The 17,713-nt window shown below is 67.0% G+C and carries 20 protein-coding genes; 12 read left to right on the top strand and 8 right to left on the bottom strand.

Annotation, left to right across the window (positions count from 1 at the left end; translation table 11 throughout):
* Positions 1-89 precede the first annotated feature (89 nt).
* Positions 90-1,415, top strand: coding sequence for a bifunctional folylpolyglutamate synthase/dihydrofolate synthase (locus ACQ450_RS02240; protein ID WP_431470339.1), 1,326 nt, complete (start codon positions 90-92; stop codon positions 1,413-1,415).
* A gap of 81 nt (positions 1,416-1,496) precedes the next feature.
* Positions 1,497-1,928, top strand: a complete 432-nt coding sequence (locus tag ACQ450_RS02235; protein WP_431470338.1) for a DUF6628 family protein — start codon at positions 1,497-1,499, stop codon at positions 1,926-1,928.
* Here ACQ450_RS02235 and ACQ450_RS02230 read toward each other — a convergent pair.
* Positions 1,925-3,640, bottom strand: a complete 1,716-nt coding sequence (locus tag ACQ450_RS02230; protein WP_431470337.1) for an AmpG family muropeptide MFS transporter — start codon at positions 3,638-3,640, stop codon at positions 1,925-1,927. The genes ACQ450_RS02235 and ACQ450_RS02230 overlap by 4 nt on opposite strands.
* Positions 3,641-3,724: 84 nt before the next feature.
* Entirely contained in the window at positions 3,725-4,156 is a 432-nt protein-coding gene (locus ACQ450_RS02225) for a response regulator (RefSeq protein WP_188054909.1), read from the bottom strand.
* Between the two features lie 132 nt (positions 4,157-4,288).
* Between ACQ450_RS02225 and ACQ450_RS02220 the strand changes: the two genes are divergently transcribed.
* Both ACQ450_RS02220 and rsmD read left to right on the top strand, forming a co-directional pair.
* A complete protein-coding gene (locus ACQ450_RS02220) occupies positions 4,289-5,398 on the top strand; it encodes a pseudouridine synthase (protein ID WP_431470336.1) in 1,110 nt (369 codons plus the stop codon).
* Positions 5,398-5,934 (top strand): 16S rRNA (guanine(966)-N(2))-methyltransferase RsmD, encoded by a 537-nt coding sequence (gene rsmD / locus ACQ450_RS02215; RefSeq protein WP_431470335.1) that lies wholly within the window; start codon positions 5,398-5,400, stop codon positions 5,932-5,934. The genes ACQ450_RS02220 and rsmD overlap by 1 nt, the downstream gene beginning before the upstream one ends.
* Positions 5,935-6,017: 83 nt before the next feature.
* Here the strand turns inward: rsmD and ACQ450_RS02210 are convergent, their stop codons facing one another.
* Together ACQ450_RS02210 and ACQ450_RS02205 are read right to left on the bottom strand one after the other, a co-directional pair.
* Positions 6,018-6,512 (bottom strand): hypothetical protein, encoded by a 495-nt coding sequence (locus tag ACQ450_RS02210; protein ID WP_431470334.1) that lies wholly within the window; start codon positions 6,510-6,512, stop codon positions 6,018-6,020.
* Positions 6,513-6,602: 90 nt separating this feature from the next.
* Positions 6,603-6,797 (bottom strand): hypothetical protein, encoded by a 195-nt coding sequence (locus ACQ450_RS02205; protein WP_188054905.1) that lies wholly within the window; start codon positions 6,795-6,797, stop codon positions 6,603-6,605.
* Between the two features lie 207 nt (positions 6,798-7,004).
* On the opposite strand from ACQ450_RS02205, the gene ACQ450_RS02200 reads away from it, so the two are divergent.
* The 3 genes from ACQ450_RS02200 to ACQ450_RS02190 are packed head-to-tail and all read left to right on the top strand — an operon-like array spanning position 7,005 to position 11,424.
* Positions 7,005-9,359, top strand: a complete 2,355-nt coding sequence (locus tag ACQ450_RS02200) for an ATP-dependent helicase (protein WP_431470333.1) — start codon at positions 7,005-7,007, stop codon at positions 9,357-9,359.
* Positions 9,360-9,404: 45 nt separating this feature from the next.
* The gene (locus tag ACQ450_RS02195) at positions 9,405-10,745 is read left to right on the top strand and encodes a TrkH family potassium uptake protein (RefSeq protein ID WP_431470332.1); all 1,341 of its coding nucleotides are present in this window, start codon (positions 9,405-9,407) and stop codon (positions 10,743-10,745) included.
* Entirely contained in the window at positions 10,738-11,424 is a 687-nt protein-coding gene (locus tag ACQ450_RS02190) for a potassium channel family protein (RefSeq protein WP_431470331.1), read from the top strand. The genes ACQ450_RS02195 and ACQ450_RS02190 overlap by 8 nt, the downstream gene beginning before the upstream one ends.
* A gap of 164 nt (positions 11,425-11,588) precedes the next feature.
* Here ACQ450_RS02190 and ACQ450_RS02185 read toward each other — a convergent pair whose 3' ends face one another.
* The 3 genes from ACQ450_RS02185 to ACQ450_RS02175 form a co-directional block, all read right to left on the bottom strand.
* A complete protein-coding gene (locus ACQ450_RS02185; protein WP_431470330.1) occupies positions 11,589-11,867 on the bottom strand; it encodes an STAS-like domain-containing protein in 279 nt (92 codons plus the stop codon).
* An 11-nt stretch (positions 11,868-11,878) separates the two neighbouring features.
* A complete protein-coding gene (locus ACQ450_RS02180; protein WP_431470329.1) occupies positions 11,879-12,841 on the bottom strand; it encodes a hypothetical protein in 963 nt (320 codons plus the stop codon).
* A gap of 131 nt (positions 12,842-12,972) precedes the next feature.
* On the bottom strand, positions 12,973-13,311 hold the full coding sequence (locus ACQ450_RS02175; protein WP_431470328.1) for a hypothetical protein: 339 nt from the start codon (positions 13,309-13,311) through the stop codon (positions 12,973-12,975).
* A 102-nt stretch (positions 13,312-13,413) separates the two neighbouring features.
* Between ACQ450_RS02175 and ACQ450_RS02170 the strand changes: the two genes are divergently transcribed.
* The 5 genes from ACQ450_RS02170 (at position 13,414) to ACQ450_RS02150 (ending at position 15,931) form a co-directional block, all read left to right on the top strand.
* Entirely contained in the window at positions 13,414-13,785 is a 372-nt protein-coding gene (locus tag ACQ450_RS02170) for a glutathione S-transferase N-terminal domain-containing protein (protein ID WP_431470327.1), read from the top strand.
* A 149-nt stretch (positions 13,786-13,934) separates the two neighbouring features.
* Positions 13,935-14,105 carry a hypothetical protein gene (locus ACQ450_RS02165; protein ID WP_431470326.1) on the top strand — a complete coding sequence of 57 codons (171 nt, stop codon included), beginning with the start codon at positions 13,935-13,937 and terminating at the stop codon, positions 14,103-14,105.
* Positions 14,105-14,374 carry a translation initiation factor IF-1 gene (gene infA, locus ACQ450_RS02160; protein ID WP_188054899.1) on the top strand — a complete coding sequence of 90 codons (270 nt, stop codon included), beginning with the start codon at positions 14,105-14,107 and terminating at the stop codon, positions 14,372-14,374. Before ACQ450_RS02165 ends, infA begins: the two co-directional genes overlap by 1 nt.
* 399 nt (positions 14,375-14,773) lie before the next feature.
* A complete protein-coding gene (locus ACQ450_RS02155) occupies positions 14,774-15,235 on the top strand; it encodes a hypothetical protein (protein ID WP_431470325.1) in 462 nt (153 codons plus the stop codon).
* A gap of 108 nt (positions 15,236-15,343) precedes the next feature.
* Positions 15,344-15,931, top strand: a complete 588-nt coding sequence (locus tag ACQ450_RS02150) for a Rho termination factor N-terminal domain-containing protein (RefSeq protein ID WP_431470324.1) — start codon at positions 15,344-15,346, stop codon at positions 15,929-15,931.
* A gap of 10 nt (positions 15,932-15,941) precedes the next feature.
* Here ACQ450_RS02150 and ACQ450_RS02145 read toward each other — a convergent pair whose 3' ends face one another.
* On the bottom strand, positions 15,942-17,672 hold the full coding sequence (locus ACQ450_RS02145; protein WP_431470323.1) for a DUF885 domain-containing protein: 1,731 nt from the start codon (positions 17,670-17,672) through the stop codon (positions 15,942-15,944).
* Positions 17,673-17,713 lie beyond the last annotated feature (41 nt).

Raw genomic sequence — 17,713 nt, 5'->3', positions numbered from 1 at the left:
CGCTTGCGGGAGGGGTCGGGGGAGGGTCTGCTTCCGCGACTGCGCGACCTTCCCTCCTGCACGGCTCTCTGCAAACCGGAACCGAAGCGATGCCAGACTTCGCCACGTCGTCGAACCCCGCCGTCCAGGCGCAGCTCGATCGCCTGAACGCCCTCTCGCCGGGCGCCGACATTCTTGGGCTCGATCGCATTCGCCGCCTGCTCGCGCGCCTCGGCGATCCGCACGAGGCGCTGCCGCCGGTGCTCCATGTCGCGGGCACGAACGGCAAGGGATCGACCTGCGCCTTTCTGCGCGCCGCGATCGAGGCGGCGGGGCTACGCGCGCACGTCTATTCCAGCCCGCATCTCGTCCGCTTCAACGAGCGCATCCGCCTCGCGGGACGGTTGATCGACGACACCACGCTCGCGCCGCTGCTCGAGGAAGTGCTCGATCGGGGCGGCGACATCGGGGCAAGCTTCTTCGAAGTCACCACTGCCGCGGCGATGCTCGCCTTCGCGCGCACGCCCGCCGATGCGACGATCCTCGAAGTCGGGCTCGGCGGCCGGCTCGACGCGACCAACGTCGTCCCCCGGCCGCTCGTCACCGGCATCGCCCAGCTCGGCATCGATCACGAGGCATTTCTGGGAAACAGCCCCGAGGGAATCGCGGCGGAGAAGGCAGGCATCGCCCGTCGCGACGTGCCGCTCGTCACGATGCGCTACTCGGAAAGCGTCGCCGCGCGCGTGGCAGAGGTGGCCGCGGCGGCGGGTGCGCCGGTCCGCGCCGCGGGCGACGCCTGGGACTGGGCGGTCGACGGCGACCGGCTGCGCTATTCGGATGCCGCCGCCGACATCGTAACGCCGCTTCCCGGTCTTCCGGGTCCGCACCAGCCCGGCAATCTCGCGCTCGCCATCGCGATGCTCCGGCACCAGGCACAGCTCGACATATCGGACGAAGCCTTCGTCGCGGGTGCGCGCCATGCCCGCTGGCCAGCGCGGATGCAGCGGCTCGCGCCGGGACCGCTCGCTGCCCTGCTCCCCCCCGGCGCGGAACTGTGGCTCGACGGCGGCCACAACGCCGCCGCCGCTGCCCCCGTGTCCGCCGCGGCGCGCGATCTGGCGAAGGAGCGGCCGCTCCACCTGATCCTCGGCATGCTCGCCAACAAGGACGCCGCGGCGCTGATCGCGCCCTTCGCGAGCTTCGCCACCAGCCTCACTGCGGTCCCGGTGCCGGGTCATGCGCATCATGCTCCAGCCGACCTCGCCGGCCTTGCCGCCAGCCTCGACATTGCTTCGGCTGCGGCTGCGCCCGACATTCGAGCCGCGCTGGCGGCCCTGCCGCGGGCAGCTGCGCCCTCCCCGCCCGTCGTGCTGATCCTGGGCTCGCTCTATCTCGCCGGCACGGTGCTGGAGGCGAATGGCGAGCTGCCCGACTGATCCGTCGATCCGTAGTTGTTGCTATTGACTTGCAATAACAGGGTTGCGAGGCTGGCCCCACTCAAGCGGGAGACCAGATTCGTGACCAGCACCACCAGCCTCGCCGCCGCGCTTCCGGCGCTTCAGCCCGACGATCCCGGTGCGCGCCTGCTGCTGTTCGGCGTGCGCCAGATGGGCGCGCATGGGCTCTATGATGCCTGCGCGGCGCAGGCGTTCCTGATGGCGTTCGGCCGGGAATTCCGTCGTCCGCTGATGCTGCTTCGCGCGCTGATGTCGGATATGTCGAGCGCCGCGGAAGGGCCGATTCAGATCGCGCCCTGGTGCTGCCCGCGCATGACCGGCGCCGAAGCGACTCTGCTCGCCGTACTCGGGCGCGCCGCCGGCAATCCCGAGACCGCGCACATGCTGCTCGCCGACCTGCTAGGCAAGCGCGACGCGGGTGGCGTCCTCGCCACCGCGCACGCGCTCGCCGGCGCCTTCGCCGATCTCGGCCTGCCGCTTGGCGGGGACTAGACTGCGGCCTCCGCCTCGGGGCGGGTCGGCGGCGCCACGTCGCGATAGCGGCTCGCCCGCTCGCGCATCCATTCTAGGATCGAAAGCACCACCGCGATCAGCCCGATCGCCGCGGTGAGATAGAAGACCCATGCATAGCCATGGACTTCGATCGCTTCGCCCAGCGCGCCGCGCCCCAGCGATCCGACGAGGAAGGTCAGCGACGAAAGCAGCGCATATTGGACTGCGCTGTATCGCTTCGAGGCGATCGACGAGAGATAGGCGACGAACGCCGCCCCGGCGAGGCCGCCGGCGATGTTCTCGCCCGAAATCGCGAGCAGCAGCCGCGACAGCCGCTCGTCCGATCCGAACAGGCCGAACAGCCAATAGAGCCCGGTCGCGCGGCCGAATGCGTCGAGCCCCCCGCCGCCCAGCGCCAGATCGGCATAGAGCAGGTTCGATGCCGCTGCGATCGCCGCGCCCAGCACGACCGTCGCCATCCGGCCGATCCAGCTGAACAGAACCGCCGCCAGCGTGATGCCGAGCATCGTCATGCCGACTCCGAAGAACTTGGAGGCGACCGCCACTTCGTCGTTCGTGTACGCAAGCTCGCCGAGGTAGAAGGGATAGGCGAAGGTACCCCACACCGCGTCGGTGAAGCGGTAGCTCAGGATCAGCGCAAGCACCAGGATCGCGGCCCATTTGAGCCGCCCCACCAGCTCGGAGAGCGGCAGGATCAGCGCGCCATAGCCATGGTCGATCGCGCGATCGAGCCGCGATGCCGCGGTGATCGCCGCCGGGTTCACATGCCGGCCGGTCCGCTGCCAGTGATCGAGGACGGCGGCGATGATCGACGGCACGATCACGGTCGCGACGACGATCAGCGGGCCATAGAGCTGGATGAACTCGGTCGGGTTCGGCCGGTCCTCGGGCGCGGCGCCCAGCGAGCGCACCATGAACACGATCACCGTCACCAGCGCCCAGCCCCAGAGCACGCCGACGATCGCCAGCGCGGTCCGCCGCACCGCGGGCGTGAGCGCGCCTGCCTCGCGCAGCCCGTGCTCGTCCTCGTTCGCGATCGTCACGCGATCGCTGTCGGGTGCGAGGAAAGTGACGCCCAGCACCACCAGCATCGCCACGCCCATGCCGAAATAGACCGCCGGCCAGCCGGTCCGCTCGGCGACGATCAGCGCCAGCGCGCTGCCCGCCAGCGCGGCGATACGATAGCCGAGCTGATAGACGGTCGAAAGGATATCGAGCGTCGCGACGTCGTCGGCCTGGTCGACGCGCCACGCGTCGATCGTGATGTCCTGCGTTGCCGAGGCGAAAGCGCCGAAGCCGGCGAGCAGCGAGAACCAGCCGAGCGACGTCTGCGGATTGAGCATGGAGAGGACGATCAGGATCACGCCCAGCGCCGCCTGCGCCGGAATCAGCCAGCTCCGCCGCCGCCCGAACCGCGACATGCCGGGGAGCGCCGTGCGGTCGATCACCGGCGACCACAGGAATTTGAACGCATAGGCGAGCCCGATCAGCGAAAAGACGCCCATCGTCTCGAGATCGACCTGCGCGTCGCTCAGCCAGGCATAGAGGGTGCCCAGCAGCAGCGCATAGGGCAGCCCCGCGGCGAAACCGAACGCCAGCATCACTCCGATCTTGCGATTGGTCAGCGCCGCGCCCAGCAGCGCGAATCCCTTCAGCTTCCTGCGCTGTTCGGTCGCCGCCGTATCCGTCATCGCCCGTCCGCTCCCCGCCCCGTTCCTGAGGGGGCGAGCCTAGCGGCAAATTCGCGCAAGCAAAGCCCGCTCGGGCGGGGCGGCTCAGGCGGCGCGCGGAAACAGGCTGAAGTGCGCGGGCAGCCGGCGCGGCTCCTCGCCCTCCAGAACGGCCTCGATCGCCTCGATCGCCAGCAGCAGGTCGCGCTTCTGATAGGGTTTGGCGAGGCAGCCCGCCGCCAGCTTCTCCGCTTCGCCCGGGCAATTGCCGGTCACGAACAGCACCGGCACTTCGAGGCGCTTCGCTTCCTCCGCGACGCGGATGCCCGTGCCGTCGGCAAGATTGATGTCGGCGATCACCAGCTCGATCGATTCGCCGCGCGCGAGCACCGCCAGCGCATCGGCCACCGAATCGACCGTGGCGACGATGTGGAAGCCCTCGTCCTGCAGGAAATGCTCGGTGTCGAACGCGACCAGCGGCTCGTCCTCCACCACGAGCACGCGCCCGATTCGCCGCTTCTTACGCCCGAACAACATCGCTTCTCTGCCCCTCTGAACGCAGTCCCGGCCGTGCCGTTGCCGGAACGTTCCAACGCATAGTCCGCGCCCGAGTGCCCGTGGCCGCAGTTCTTTTTGCGGCGGACCACAGTTCGGCTATAGGCTCGCCCCGTGTCCCCATCCAAGCCCAACGAACTCCAGCGGATCGCGAAGCTGCTGGCCCGTGCCGGAATCGCGTCGCGCCGTGACGTCGAGCGGATGATCGCCGAAGGGCGCGTCGCGCTGAACGGCGCCGTGCTCGATACTCCGGCGACGCTGCTGCCCTCGCTCGCAGGCGTCACTGTCGACGGCGAACCGGTGAAGGCCGCCGCGCCCGCGCGCCTGTTCCGCTTCCACAAGCCGCAGGGCCTGCTCACCGCCGCGCGCGATCCCAAGGGGCGGCCGACGATCTACGATCGGCTTCCGCGCGATCTGCCGCGGCTGATGCCGGTCGGCCGGCTCGATCTCAACACCGAGGGGCTGTTGCTGATGACCACCGACGGCGAGCTGAAGCGCCAGCTCGAGCTGCCGTCGAGCGGCGTCGAGCGCAGCTATCGCGCCCGCGCCTATGGCGCCGTGACTCAGGACCAGCTCGAGCAACTGATCGAGGGCGTCGAGATCGACGGCGTGCGCTATGGCCAGATCGACGCCAATCTCGAACGCCGCACCGGCGCGAATGTGTGGATCGAGATGACGCTCACCGAGGGCAAGAACCGCGAGGTCCGCCGCGTTCTCGAACATCTCGGGCTCAAGGTCTCGCGCCTGATCCGCACCCGCTACGGGCCCTTCCACCTCGCCGATCTGCCGCTCGGCGCGGTCGACGAGGTGCGCCAGCATGATCTGATCGCGTTCCGCCGCGCGCTCGCGGGCACGGGTGGCGGCAAGGCGGCTTCGGCGCTCGAGCTGGCGGTGCGCCCCTATGTTCCGGCTGCTTCCGCGCCCGCCGCTCCGAAGCCCGGCTCGTTGCCTCGGGCGCGGGGCGGCGATCGCCGTCCGGCGAAGCCTGCAAGAACGGCACTTGCCGAGCCCGGTGACAGGAGCGCGCGTCCGGCACCAAAAGGTGCCGAGGCTCCGCGGCGCAAGCCTACCGGAGCGACCGCTCGAAAGTCCGCCGACATCACGAGGCGCAAGGCCGCCGAGCCCGCCACGCCCGACAGCGCCGCGCCGCAGAAGCGCAAGACCGGCTGGGCCAAGCCCAAGCCCCGCTCGGGCCCGCCGCGCAAGCCGCGGACGAAGCGCTGATGCGCATCATCTCGGGCCAGTGGCGTGGCCGCCCGCTCGTCGCGCCCCGGGGGCAGGAAACCCGCCCCACCGCCGATCGCACGCGCGAAGCGCTGTTCTCGATGCTGGCGAGCCGGGTCGGCAGCTTCGAAGGGCTCGCGGTCGGCGATTTCTTCGCGGGATCGGGCGCCCTCGGGTTCGAGGCATTGTCGCGCGGTGCCGCTTCGTGCCTCTTCGTCGAGCAGGATCGCGCCGCGCTCGATGCGCTGCGCACCAATGCCGAAAAGCTGGGAATACGGCCCGATATCCGCGCCACGTCGGTGCTGGCGCTCGGCCCCGCGCCTGCGCCGCTCGATTGCATCCTGATGGACCCGCCCTATGGCACTGGGGCCGGCCTCGTCGCGCTCGACAAGCTTGCCCGACTCGGCTGGACCGGCCCCGCGACCTGGATCAGCATCGAGACGCGCAAGGACGAGGCAGTCGCAGTCGCCGGCTTCGCAGTCGATGCCGAGCGCGTGCACGGCAAGGCGAAGCTCACGCTGCTGCGGCCGGCCTAACCGTCTACCGCCGACCCGCTGCTTCTGTTTCGCGCGCCCGGCGGGATCCGCCGCAGCCGCTCGGCGCGACCGAACCTGCCCGGTCAGGGCGTCTCCGGGCAGGAAACGATCCGTATGGTGTCGATCGTCTCGCCCTTCCGATCGGTCCAGGCATAGGCATAGGCCCCGCCGATCGCCATCGTATTGCGCATCTGTTCCTGGCTGCACACGTTCGCGCGCGTCCCCGCCTTCAACTGCTCCACCAGTTCCGGCGAGAACTCTGCGGCGCTCACGTCGAGCCGATAGTGATAGGTGAGCGTCGTTCCGGAGGCGACGACTCGCTCCAGCGTCGTGCCCGCGTCGATCTGCCGTGGCAGCTGGCGGTTGATCTGCTCCGCGCCCTCGGCGGTGACGCAGGCGATCATCGCATACCGTTCCGCCTCGCTGAAGTCGGACAGCGGCCGGGCGCCGTCTTCGGGCGTGATGCAGCCGCCTACCGCGCGGTCCGCATCGACGTGGACCACCGGCTTGTCCGCATCCTGCGCCCGTGCCCAGCTGCCGCCGAGCACCAGCATCCCTGCCGCAATCAGAAATGGCATGTCGGTTCCTCCTGCCGCATCGCGATTCGTTCGCGGCGGCCGCCGCACGCTACCGGTGACGCGGATCGTGCGGAAGTCTGTGCGAGCCCGCTATTCCGCCTCGCGGCATTCGGTCCTGCGGATCTCGACGACTTCGCCCGCATCGTCGCGTTCGATCACGCGGCCGGGCGTGCATTCCTCCTTCAGGCCGGGCTCGCCCGGTCCCAGACGCCATGCCGCCCACAGCACGGCGACCGCCACGCCGACCAACAGCCCCAGTCGCCAGCGCCGTCTGCGCCTGTCCATCGTCTCGTCTCCCCGTTGCGCCGCCACTCTGGGCGAAGCGCGAGGGCCGCGCAACGCCGCTCGGAAGCGCGCCTGCACGAACACGCGCGCGCCGGACGGCGCCCGCTCTCTTGCCAGGCAAAGCAGCCACGCCGCCCCCAGCTCGAGTTCCCGTCGCTCGCCGGCCCCGACTTGCCCCGACGCGCGCCGTTCCCTAGTTGTTCGCGCGTGACCAGCCTGCCCCAGACCCAAGCCGACCCGCCCTATCTGCGCGGCCTCAACGATCCGCAGCGCGAAGCGGTGCTGACCACCGAGGGACCCGTGCTCGTCCTCGCCGGCGCGGGCACGGGCAAGACCGCGGCGCTCACCGCGCGGCTCGCGCACCTCTTGTGGACGCGCAAGGCCTATCCCTCGGAAATCCTGTCGGTCACTTTCACCAACAAGGCTGCACGCGAGATGCGCGAGCGCGTCGGCAGGCTGGTCGGCGAAGCGGTGGAGGGCATGCCCTGGCTCGGCACCTTTCACGCGATCGGCGCGAAGATGCTCCGCCGCCACGCCGAGCTGGTCGGGCTCCACAGCAATTTCACGATTCTCGACACCGACGATCAGCTGCGCCTGCTCAAGCAGCTCATCCAGGCCGCCGATCTCGACGAGAAGCGCTGGCCCGCGCGCCAGCTCGGCGGGCTGATCGACGGCTGGAAGAACAAGGGGCTCGCGCCCGCCGATCTCGATGCCGGCGAGAACGAACATTATGCCAACGGCCGCGGGCGTGAACTCTACGCCGCCTATCAGGAGCGGCTGAAGACGCTCAACGCCTGCGATTTCGGCGACCTGCTGCTCCACATGCTGGTGATCCTGCGCACGCATCGCGACGTGCTCGAAAACTATCAGCAGCGCTTCCGCTACATCATGGTCGACGAGTATCAGGACACCAACAGCGTCCAATATCTCTGGCTCCGCCTGCTCGCGCAGGAGCGCAAGAACATCGCCTGCGTCGGCGACGACGACCAATCGATCTACAGCTGGCGGGGCGCGCAGGTGGAGAACATCCTCAAGTTCGAGAAGGATTTTCCCGGCGCGAAGGTGATCCGGCTCGAACAGAATTACCGCTCTACTCCGCACATCCTCGGCGCGGCGTCGGGCGTGATCGCCAATAATTCGGGCCGGCTCGGTAAGACGCTCTGGACCGAGGTCGATGCCGGCGAGAAGGTTCAGGTGATCGGCGTCTGGGACGGTCCCGAGGAAGCGCGCCGCGTCGGCGAGGAGATCGAGGCCGGCCAGCGCTCCGGCAAGTCGCTCGACGATTTCGCGATCCTCGTCCGCGCCCAGCACCAGACGCGCGAGTTCGAGGACCGGTTCATCGCGATCGGGCTGAACTACCGCATCGTCGGCGGTTTCCGCTTCTACGAGCGGCAGGAGATCCGCGACGCGCTCGCCTATCTGCGCGTCGTCGCCCAGCCCGCCGACGATCTCGCCTTCGAACGCATCGTCAACACCCCCAAGCGCGGCCTCGGCGACAAGGCGGTGGCGAAGGTTCACCAGCTCGCCCGGCGCGAAGGGATACCTCTCACCACCGCCGCGGCCCGTATCCTCGACACCGACGAACTCACGCCCCAGGCGCGGCGCAGCCTCGGCAATCTGATCGGCGACATCGCCCGCTGGCGCGCGATGCTGTCCTCCCGCGCCGGCGACGACGAGGACGGCGCCGCGGGCGAAAGCTCGGCGCCCTCGCACGCCGAGCTCGCGGGCATCATCCTCGACGAATCTGGCTATACCGCGATGTGGCAGGCCGATCGTTCGGCCGAGGCCGCCGGCCGGCTCGAAAACCTCACCGAGCTCGTCCGCGCGATGGAGGAATATGAGACGCTCGGCGCCTTCCTCGAGCATGTCAGCCTGGTCATGGACAATGAAGCCAATGCCGAAGAGGCGAAGGTGACGATCATGACGATCCACGCCGCCAAGGGGCTGGAATTCGACACGGTGTTCCTCGCCGGGTGGGAGGAGGGCCTCTTCCCCAGCCAGCGCGCGCTCGACGAGGGCGGGCTCGCCAGTCTCGAGGAGGAGCGCCGCCTCGCCTATGTCGCGATCACGCGCGCGCGCCGTCGCGCGGTGATCCTCCATGCCGCCAACCGCCGCATCTATGGCCAGTGGACGAGCAGCCTTCCCAGCCGCTTCGTTGCCGAGCTGCCGCCCGAACACGTCGAGGCGGAGACCACCATGACCGGCGGCGAGAGCCTGTGGCGCGCCAACTGGTCCGAGCGCGCCGATCCTTTCGCCGATGTCGGCCGCGGCACCGGCCGTGGCCCGGGCTGGCAGCGCGCGGCGGGCGTCGACGTGAAGAACCCCGGCGGCGCGTGGAAGCCGCGCAGCTTCTCGCGCGAGCCCACGCGCGTCCTCGAAAGCCGCGCCAGCGCCGTCAGCTTCGGCGCCAAGCCGCGCGAGGATCTGTCGCTCGGCCAGCGCGTCTTCCACCAGAAGTTCGGCTATGGCGAAATCGTCGAGATCGAAGGCAACAAGCTCGAGATCGATTTCGAGCAGGCCGGCCGCAAGCGCGTGATGGACAGCTTCGTCAGCATCGCGTGAACTAGCTGTTTCCATGCGCTCGGCAGAGGCGTAGAGCGCGCGCCGATGCGTCGCATGAAGTCCGTCGTCACGCGCCCCACTCGCGTGGTCCCGCTTGCCTTCCTCGCGGCCATGGCGATCGGAACGATCCTCCTGATGCTGCCGATCGCCCGCGCAGGGCCCGGCGGCGCGCCGTTCCTGACGGCGCTGTTCACCGCCACCTCGGCGGTCTGCGTCACCGGGCTGATCGTCGTCGACACCCCCAGCTACTGGACCGGCTTCGGCGAGGCGGTGATCCTGCTGCTGTTCCAGATCGGGGGGTTCGGCATCATGGCCGCGGCGACGCTGCTCGGCCTCCTCGCCGGCCGCGGCTTCCGGCTGCGCGACCGGCTCGTCACCGATGTCGAGCGCAGCCGCCTCGATCGTGCGGATGCGGCCAGCGTGCTGCGCATGGTGCTCGGCGTCACGCTGCTGGTCGAGGCCGCGCTGGCGCTGTGGCTCGCGCTGCGCCTCCACCTCGGGCATGGCGAACCGCTCGGTACCGCGCTCTGGAACGGCGTGTTCCATTCGGTCTCGGCGTTCAACAACGCCGGCTTCTCGACCTACAGCGACAGCCTGATCGGGCTCCAGACCGATTGGCTCTTCCTCGTGCCGATCATGGTCGCGATCATCGTCTCCGGCCTCGGCTTTCCGGTGCTGCGCGATCTCTGGGCGAACCGGCGCGAGCCCGCGCGATGGACGCTCCACACCAAGATCACGCTGATGGGAACGGTGATCCTGCTGCTCGGCGGCTTCGTGTGGATCACGGCGTCCGAATGGGGCAATCCGGCGACTTTCGGGCCGATGGCCTGGGGCGACAAGCTGCTCAACGGCATGTTCCATTCGGTGGTCACCCGCACCGCCGGCTTCAACGCGATCGACGTGTCGGCCATCCGCAGCGAAACGGTGCTCGCCAATTATGTCCTCATGTTCATCGGCGGCGGCAGCGCCGGCACCGCGGGCGGGATCAAGATCACTACCTTTTTCCTGCTCGGCATCGTTGTCTGGTCCGAAATTCGCGGTCAGCGCGACGCGGTGATCTTCGGCCGGCGCGTCGGCAGCCATGTCGAGCGCCAGGCGCTCACCGTCATCCTGCTCGCGCTCACGCTGATCGGCGTGGCGACCGCGATCCTGCTCGGCACCACCACCCACGGCCTCGATACCGTGTTGTTCGAAGTCATCTCCGCCTTCGCCACGGTCGGGCTCTCGATGGGCATCACCGCCAGCCTCCCGCCATCGGGCGAGCTGGTGCTGATCGTGCTGATGTTCGTCGGCCGCGTCGGAACCATCACCGTCGCCACCGGTCTCGCGCTGGGGCAGGTGCGCAACCACATCCGCTATCCACAGGAGCAACCGATCGTTGGTTAAGCTGTTCTCCCGCCGCCGCCGCCAGCGTCGCGGCTCGACGATTCTGGTGATCGGCCTCGGCCGTTTCGGCAGCGCCGTCGCCGAATCGCTGATGCACATGGGGCATGAGGTGCTGGGCGCCGACGCCGACATGCAGCTCGTCGAATCGATGGCCGACAAGCTGACACAGACGGTTCAGATCGATTCGACCAACATCAACGCCCTCCGCCAGCTCGGCGTGTGCGACTTCGAGGCGGCGGTGGTCGGCATCGGCACCGACATGGAGGCGAGCGTGCTCACCACCATGGCGCTGGTCGATCTCGGAATGAACGTGATCTGGGCAAAGGCGAACAACGCGCGCCACGGCCGGATCCTCGAGCGCACCGGAGCGCATCACGTCATCTATCCCGAAGCGCGGATGGGCGAGCGGGTCGCGCACATCATCGCCGGCAAGATGATCGACTATATCGAGTTCGACGAGGATTTCGCGCTGGTGAAGACTCGCGCACCGGCGATCCTTCACGATCGCACCCTGGCCGACAGCGACATCCGCAAGTCGCATGGCGTGACCGTCGTCGGGCTCAAGTCGCCCCACGCCAGCTTCACCTATGCCCAGGCCGACACCGTGGTCCGCCGCGACGATCTGCTGATCGTCTCCGGCCGCATCGAGGACGTCGAACGCTTCGCGGCGCTGAAATAGCGGACGGGGCGCGCGAGGCCCTGTCATTCCGCTTGCGTGCTCTCCGCCAAGAATTTGGCGTCGGCGATATCCGAGAAATCTACCTCAACACGTTTGGGCGCGTTTAATAGGAATGGCCCTACGGGCCTGGTAAGCTGACCTCACAAGGGGATGCTAACGTGATTTTAGTCAGGGCTGTCCAATGAATACTGCACCACAGTTTCGATAATACCCCGAACCGAACCGCCGCAATTCTTGAAAGAAATCAAACCAAGAACCTCTTCTCCACGCTGCCTTAGAACCGCGCTTATAAGTGCATGTATGAATGATTGGGTAACAAGATTCACACCATTGAAGTCCAAGGTGACGCCCTGTCCTTTTTCTACTCTTGGAGCAATGGTGTCTCGGCGAATCGCAGCGGCGGCATCCTTGTCCTCACCAAAGTCGCCAACTCTCGCGTACATTGGCACTATCATCAGGAGAACCTTATTTTCTTTGCATAATCTTTCTTATGCCGAACGTCGATGTGATAAGCTTCCTGAATTTTTGTGAGCAATTCCTCGAACTCCACGCCTCCTTCGACGCTGAAGTCCATTGCTACCACGGTTCCCGGCCAAGGAGACACCTCAGCAAACTTGTGCGGATCTTTGAGCGGATCAGCCTGAAGAGCAGGCATCTGCGACTTGGGAGTCCGCATCAAGCGGAACATACTAGAACCACTGTATAAAAAAAACCAGTTACGTGATAACGTTGCAATGGACTTTGTGAAAAACAGGCCGGCCCCTGCATTGAATTCGTTACCACCTATTTTGCTCGTTGCTCCGGAAATCCCCGGTTGCAACGCGAGAGCTATTGCGCTTCTATCGCTTTCTACTTGATGGAATCGCGACATTGATCCAAGAACTCCCTGACCGGCATCGGCTATTCCAATGGCAACACGGCCACTATCAGGATAGTACTGAGCGCAAACGAATACACCTACCTCAGACTGTGCGTGCTCCAGCGCGTTCCGAACCATTTCTGAAAACACGTATCGGATCGGGTCAGAAACTTCAGCCGATGCATGCAAAAGTGGAACGAGGTCCGTAATCGCCGCCTTAAGGTCATCAGTAGTCTGTATCTGTGTTATCGGAATGAACCGTCCGCTTTCATCATGCTCTCTAATTGCTCTCTTCGGGTCTATCCTGAGAAATTCAAACAGCCTCATGCGTATCATGTAGGGCAAGGAAGCAACGTTGGCGACCTCCCCTTCCACAACGCCACCGCGGCTGTGAACCATTTCTGCTAGGCAAGCAGTCATAGCGAGGACCACAGGGTGCACAGCGACAAACCGAGGGTGCATACTGAAAACCAACTTGTCCGGTTCCTCCGGATCAAACTGCTTTAGAAACCCAGTGATATTCCGAAGGTCAGCGCTATTCGGCAGAAAAATCTTCATTGAGCATTCACCGAATCTCGGTCGTGGAACGGTGCCTTTCGAGGGACAACTGTACTAGGTCCAAAGCAACAATGCCATCCGAGAGTCGTAGCGAGCCTATGCGAGCGCATAGAATCACGGAGCGCAGCTTGTCACTCCACCACCAGCAACGCGCCGCCGGCGTATTTCGGGTCGGCCGCGTCGAACAGGTCGCTCACGGCGAACTCCCGCTCGGTCAGCCGCAGCTCGCTCAGGCCATCGAGCTTGAAGGTGCCGACCTTCACGACCTTGGGCGCCATCATCTCGAGCGAAATGGTCACCGCGTCGAGATGCGGGCTGCCGTTGCGCATGTAGAGGATGTGCGGCGCCAGGATCATCCGCTTGCGGTTATACGTCACGGAGAGGCACCGCCGCCGCACGATCGCTTCCAGCACGACGGCGCTGGAGTTGGGGGCGGGCTCGGGGCGGTCCTGGTCGACGGGTAGCTTCATACCCCCATTCTATACGCGATGTTGCAGTGCAGCAACACCCGTGTCGAACCCGAACGCCGCGCCGGGCGTTCTCGGGTGGAACAGACCACGCATGGAGTCGCCATGAACCCGCAGTTCCGCCCGCGCGCCTGGCTGCTCGCCAGCTGCCCCTTCTGCCTCAAGCTGCGTATCGCCCTCACCGAACTGGGCATTGCCGATCGCTTCGAATTCATCGTGTTCGAAAAGGGCGACGATGCCGAGGCCGAGTTGCGCCGCAAGCTCGAAGCGGCGGGGATCGAGCCCAGCTATCCCGCAGTCGAGGCCGCACCGGGCGATTGGCAGACCGAAAGCGACGCGCTGATCGCCCGCTACGCCCGGCAGGAAGGTCGCGAGCCCGACGATCTGCCGTTGCTCGCCTATTATCTGCGCGGGGTATTTCCGAAGTTCATCGAACTGTACAAGGAGCATCTGGCACGCGAGAGCGCGAACGCCTGATCGGCATTGCGCTGCAGCAGCGGTTCGACAATCGCGGCGCCATATGCTATACCCGCTCCATCGCTGGCAAAACCGAATCCTTCGAAACGCATAGCCGCCTGCGACTGGAGAGACTGTACGTGCTCCCGCTTGCCGACAGGGAGACCGTCATGGACCTCAACCAATTGCTTTACCGACACCAGATATCGCTCATGCGCGCCGATGCCGCCGCCTCGCCCGAGGCACGCCGTTCGCATCTCGGCCTTGCCGACGGCTATGCCGATCGCATCACCGAGCTTCAGCGGGCGCACGGCGCCGAGATGGCAGAGGTTACCGCCTGATGGCCAAGGAAGAACTGATGACCTTCGACGGGCAGGTCGAGGAAGTGCTGCCCGACGGCCGCTTCCGCGTCCGGCTCGAAAACGATCACACGATCATCGCCTATACCGCCGGAAAGATGCGGAAGTTTCGCATCCGCACGATCGTCGGCGATCGCGTCGTGGTCGAAATGTCGCCCTATGATCTCGAAAAGGGCCGGCTGATTTTCCGCGAGAAGGTGGCCGGCGGCGGCTTCGGCGGCCCGCGCCGCGGCGGTGGCAATCGCCGCTAAGGGCGCCCGCCCGCCGCGCGCTTTTTCGCTGTCCTACACGCGTCCGCCTGTCGCATGGATCGGCGGATGCCGTTTTTCGAGTCTCTCGCTGTCATTGCCGAGCGCTTGCGCGCGCACGCACCCGCGTGCGGGCGCGCATGCGCGTTGAGGTGCGACTTTCGTGTGACCTTCGTCGGAAAACCGTGGCTTTCGCGCGCCACCCCCGCGCGACGTGGCGCTCGTTTCCATGGATTTGCCGGCAAATCGCCATCGTGCCCCCGCGGCTGGAGAACGACCGTACCGCGCTGCATCGGCTGCACGGCATGACATGCGTTGCTTTGCCCGGCGGCTTGGCTGCGCCTTTTACTTGCGCTCGGCAGGGGATTTACTGCTAGTGTGCGGATCGATCCAGGGGGGGCCATGACGATGATACGCATGCTTGCAGCAACCGTTTCCGCTGCACTGATATCGCTCGCCACGCCCGCCGCCGCCCAGACGGTCGAGCAGCTTCAGGGATCGATGGAAGTCTTTTTCGCCGGCGGCAGCGGCGTCACGATCCGCAACAGCCTGGGGAAGGCGGGGAGCGCGGGCCATTGGCACATGGTCCGCCGAGTCACCGGCGCCACTTCCACTGAGCGCTGCTTCACTCGGCTCGAAACCCCTACGGTCCTCGAACAGACCAACAGCCGACCGGTCGGCTATTACGGGATCAACTGGGCTCAGGTGCGCGACGTCCGCTGGAGCGGCGACCGGCATGTCCATCTCCAGGCCGACCATATGGCCTCCGGCGAAAGCTCGGTGCTCAGCTTCGCCAGCCGCGACGATGCCGAAATGCTCCACGCCGTCTTCCTCTATCTGGCCGAGGAATGCGGCGGAATGTGACTCTGAACGCGATCTCCGGCCCGCAGCCGAAGTTCCGCTTTGGCCGCGGGCGGAAGTCCGATTAGAAGACCTGCATCCTTTCATCAGCCGATCCGGAGAGTAGTTGCGATGCCGAACACCGACCGCCCCCGCCCCAGCATCTGGCAACGCCTGAAGGCGCTCGTCACGGGCAGCGGTTCGGAAACGGACGCAGCGCCGTCGCACTCCGCTCCCGCAGCTCCTCCCGCCCCTGCCCCCGCTGCCGCTCCGGAGACCGCTGCTGCACCCGCTGCCGCTCCGGAACCCGCCGCTGCACCCGCGCCTGCGGCACGCCCGGAGGAGCTGGCGCCGCCGGCCCCGGTCGGGGGCCCACGCCACGATCCGGTGCCCGCAAAGCCCAAGCAGAAGCCTGCGGCAAAGCCGGCCGCGAAGGCGGAGGCAGTCGCCACGCCGAAGGCTGCGCCGAAGCCGGCAGCCAAGCCCAAGACGGCCGCCGCCAAGCCGAAATCCGCACCCGCCAAGGTCGCGCCCGCAGTCGATCCGGCCGCCGCTCAGCCCGCGCCTGCCCCCAAAAAGGCCAAGGCGCCCGCCACTGCCGCGCCCGACTACGCCGCGATGAGCAAGGCCGAGCTCTACGAGGAAGCGAAGAAGCGCGACCTGCCCGGCCGTTCGGGCATGTCGAAGGAAGAACTGGTCCGGGCGCTGTCGGCCGGATGACCGCCGCGCGTCAGAAGACTGCGCGCGGCGAATCCTCGCCCATCATCGCCTGGCGCACCAGCGGAATGGGCGGACCGCCGTGGCTCAGGAAACGGTCGTGGAACTGCTTCCACGCCGCCCGTCCGCCGCGGGTCGCGGTCCAGTCGTCGCGCAGCTTGCGGATCATCAGCTTGCCCAGCGTATAATTGAGATATGCCGGGTCATAGGTGCCCCGCGCCGCCTGCTGCCGGGCGTTGCCCTCGTCCTGATAGCATTGCTCCTGAAACATCCGCTGCGCTTCGGCCTGGGTCATCCCCTGGGCATGCAGGCCGATCGCCGCGAGGAAGCGGCAGTTGCGCAGCAGCGCATTCGAAAGCTGGCCGATATGGGTGGCCGCGTCGCCGTCGCGCAGCCCCGCTTCCCACATCAGTTCCTCGGCATAATGCGCCCACCCCTCGGCGAAGGCATAGCCGACGAACAGCCGCCCGACGGGCGAGCTGACGCGGTTGGCGTGGAGGAACTGAAGGAAGTGCCCCGGCCAGACTTCGTGGACGGTGGTGAACAACAGATCCGGCTCGCCCGGCACATAGGCACGCTGCACCGCCTCGGGCCAGCTCGGGTCCGGCGGCGAGATGTAATAGGTCGAGGGCAGCGAGTCCTCATAAGGCCCGGGAATGTCGATATAGGCCGAGTTCTGCCGGTTGTACGGCGGACTCTCCCGCACCGCGGCCTGTTCGGTCCCGGGGATCGACACGAGATCCTGCTCGGTCAGGAAGGCGCGCAGCTCGGGGATCTGCCGCCGCGCCGCCGCCACCGGGCCTCCTTCCGGCTTGATCGCGTTCATCTTGGCGATGCACGCTTGCACCGTCCGGCCCGGCGCGAAGCGTGCGCACTCCTGCGCCAGCGCCTGCTGGTTGCGCCGCAGGTCGGCGCGGCCCACCGCTTCCAGTTCGGCAAGCGGCACGTCGACGCCCTCGGTCAGCTTCAGCATCCGGGAGAACCGCTCGGGCCCGAGTGCGAAATCCCGCGAGGCATTGCCGCGCTGCGCGGCCATCCAGTCGCGCAAGCCGCGCATCGCCGCGCTCGCTTCGGCAGCGGCGGCGTCGAACTCGCGCTGCAGCCCGGCGTCGCCCACGCCGGCGAACGCCTGCTTGGCGTCGCCGACGTAATAATCGGCAAAGCCGCCGAATGCGGCGACGCCATAGTCGATGTAGCTCGCGGGCAGCGGCGTCGACAGATTGGCGCGGATCTGCTCGGTCGCGGCGGGCACTGCCTTCAGGAAATTGATCATTGCCCGCATCCGCGTCAGCGGATCAGCATAGTCGCGCGCCACGTAAACGTTGGGATCGAGTCCGCCGCCCACATACCAGGCCGGGTTGCGCTGCGGCTGATCGGCATCCTCCAGCCAGAAGAGCTGCCCCTCGGCCGCTTTCACCAGATAGTCGCGCTCGAACCGCTGCTGGGGAGTCAGCCCGCCGAACGCCCGTGCCTGGCGGATCACACCCTTCAGGAACTCGCCGCGCGCGCGAAGCCCCTCGGCGCTCCAGTCGGGCAGCTTGCCGTCAAACTCGTGGCGGCCCTGATAGACCGCGAAATAGGGATCGATCACGAACCACTGTTCGATGGTCGCGTCGCGAAACTCGTCCCAGCTCGCCGTCGCGGCGCTGGGTGTGACCTGATTGCCCGTCACCGCCACTTCGTCGCCGGGCGAACAGGCCGCCAGCGCCAGAAGCCCCGCGCCGAGCCACAGGCTGATGCGCATGCAGTCTCTCCGAATCGCTTTGCGCAGGATGCTGGCAGTTT

This window comes from Sphingosinithalassobacter sp. LHW66-3 (genome assembly GCF_050703275.1).
GTDB lineage: Bacteria > Pseudomonadota > Alphaproteobacteria > Sphingomonadales > Sphingomonadaceae > Sphingomonas.
The sequence above is the reverse complement of the archived record's forward strand: the minus strand, read 5'-3'. Positions and strand labels throughout refer to the sequence as shown.

Bases quoted from the DNA above. Each gene is read 5' to 3' on its own strand.
- ACQ450_RS02240 (WP_431470339.1), top strand. From the start codon at position 90: ATGCCAGACTTCGCCACGTCGTCGAACCCCGCCGTCCAGGCGCAGCTC.
- ACQ450_RS02230 (WP_431470337.1), bottom strand. From the start codon at position 3,640: ATGACGGATACGGCGGCGACCGAACAGCGCAGGAAGCTGAAGGGATTC.
- ACQ450_RS02225 (WP_188054909.1), bottom strand. From the start codon at position 4,156: ATGTTGTTCGGGCGTAAGAAGCGGCGAATCGGGCGCGTGCTCGTGGTG.
- rsmD (WP_431470335.1), top strand. From the start codon at position 5,398: ATGCGCATCATCTCGGGCCAGTGGCGTGGCCGCCCGCTCGTCGCGCCC.
- ACQ450_RS02210 (WP_431470334.1), bottom strand. From the start codon at position 6,512: ATGCCATTTCTGATTGCGGCAGGGATGCTGGTGCTCGGCGGCAGCTGG.
- ACQ450_RS02205 (WP_188054905.1), bottom strand. From the start codon at position 6,797: ATGGACAGGCGCAGACGGCGCTGGCGACTGGGGCTGTTGGTCGGCGTG.
- ACQ450_RS02195 (WP_431470332.1), top strand. From the start codon at position 9,405: ATGCGTCGCATGAAGTCCGTCGTCACGCGCCCCACTCGCGTGGTCCCG.
- ACQ450_RS02185 (WP_431470330.1), bottom strand. From the start codon at position 11,867: ATGTACGCGAGAGTTGGCGACTTTGGTGAGGACAAGGATGCCGCCGCT.
- ACQ450_RS02180 (WP_431470329.1), bottom strand. From the start codon at position 12,841: ATGAAGATTTTTCTGCCGAATAGCGCTGACCTTCGGAATATCACTGGG.
- ACQ450_RS02175 (WP_431470328.1), bottom strand. From the start codon at position 13,311: ATGAAGCTACCCGTCGACCAGGACCGCCCCGAGCCCGCCCCCAACTCC.
- ACQ450_RS02170 (WP_431470327.1), top strand. From the start codon at position 13,414: ATGAACCCGCAGTTCCGCCCGCGCGCCTGGCTGCTCGCCAGCTGCCCC.
- ACQ450_RS02165 (WP_431470326.1), top strand. From the start codon at position 13,935: ATGGACCTCAACCAATTGCTTTACCGACACCAGATATCGCTCATGCGC.
- infA (WP_188054899.1), top strand. From the start codon at position 14,105: ATGGCCAAGGAAGAACTGATGACCTTCGACGGGCAGGTCGAGGAAGTG.
- ACQ450_RS02155 (WP_431470325.1), top strand. From the start codon at position 14,774: ATGACGATGATACGCATGCTTGCAGCAACCGTTTCCGCTGCACTGATA.
- ACQ450_RS02150 (WP_431470324.1), top strand. From the start codon at position 15,344: ATGCCGAACACCGACCGCCCCCGCCCCAGCATCTGGCAACGCCTGAAG.
- ACQ450_RS02145 (WP_431470323.1), bottom strand. From the start codon at position 17,672: ATGCGCATCAGCCTGTGGCTCGGCGCGGGGCTTCTGGCGCTGGCGGCC.